Source organism: Dyadobacter beijingensis DSM 21582, assembly GCF_000382205.1.
In the GTDB taxonomy this organism is placed as follows: Bacteria; Bacteroidota; Bacteroidia; order Cytophagales; family Spirosomataceae; genus Dyadobacter; species Dyadobacter beijingensis.
Window position 1 is genome coordinate 1,170,660 of sequence record NZ_KB907789.1, and the last position, 1,305, is coordinate 1,171,964.

Here is a 1,305-nt window from a genome sequence, read left to right on the forward strand (position 1 = left end):
CATTTTCGATCCGCTGCTCTATTATCCGTTCGATCAGCCGTGGTTCTCCGTATCGCTCAATGGGCAGACCGTTGTCAGCAAACACATCATTACCGACGACTTCGTCGATCCGTCTTCGCCATTTAACGAGTGGAAGGTAGGGTTTCAGTTCACGGATATTGAGCTGGATGTGAAGTAAGCACTACCGAACACTTGTTTGCAGCTATTTATCATTGTGTATATCACAAAAGTCACACATACTATGAGAAGATATTTAAACATGCTTTTAGGCTGTATTTCTTGGTTAGCAACGACATTCGTTGCAGTCCAGGGTCAGCAGATTTATAATCAGCATAATGTCACGCAGGACGTCCTGACTGAATATTATGATATTCCTGTTCCGGTCAAGGTGATGGAATACTCAACCGATCTCGCCGGGACAATAATTGAGCGGCGCCTTGAAACTCTCCCGGAAGACGGGTTGCCATCAGTTCTGGTCAGATCAATCAATCAAAATTCAGAAGAAATACAATTTGTAAACCAACCACCATTTAACGCCGAATTCGACAACGGGCTTTTCGGCAGCAAGTATTGTGTTGACGCTGCAACGCTTCTTTTCGGGACTGAAATCACGCTCAAAATCATAAAGGAAAAGTTTGGATGGGCAGGTATCGATAACAACGGAATAAATGGAAAGCAGGTCGTATGGAATATACTGGCACCTGCAAAGCCGTCTTACATAGCTGCGGTGAAATACAATCCCATACTAAAGGAATTTATATTTCCTACTAATGGCACCGAAGATAAAGTAAACCATATTGACGTTGTCGCGCACGAACTCGTTCATGCAATCATTGATTTCAAGGCAGTCAGTCCCAACGCACAAAATCTTAATCTTTGTAATGAAAGACGAGTCCTGGAAGAATCTCTATGCGATATCATCGGGTTATATGTCCTAAACGAACACGAGCAAAACTCCCCCGCCCTTTACAAGTGGACCTTAGGGAAGACAGTCCTGTGGGAAGGCAGGCCATTCGACAACCCACATTTAGTGCAGATGCCAGACACGTATTGTGGCAATCATTACGCAAACGTATGTCCGGGAGACGGCAGTTTTATAGAGCACCAAAACGCAACCGTAATCGATCACTGGTACTATCTGCTGGCAAACGGCACAATCGGCACGGAAACCAACGACCTGGGCTATTCCTATCACTTCAACGGAATCGGTGTCAACAAAGCAATTCAAATCGTCTGGAACTGCCTCGATCATCTCGGTAAATACACGGATTTCAACGGCCTCAAAAAGGCTTCGCTTACGGTTAC

1 protein-coding gene is annotated in these 1,305 nt (G+C 44.9%); it reads left to right on the forward strand.

Annotation, left to right across the window (positions count from 1 at the left end):
* Positions 1-241: 241 nt before the first annotated feature.
* Positions 242-1,305 (forward strand): M4 family metallopeptidase (locus H144_RS0123555; RefSeq protein ID WP_033403044.1); only part of this gene is annotated, 1,064 nt, incomplete at its 3' end.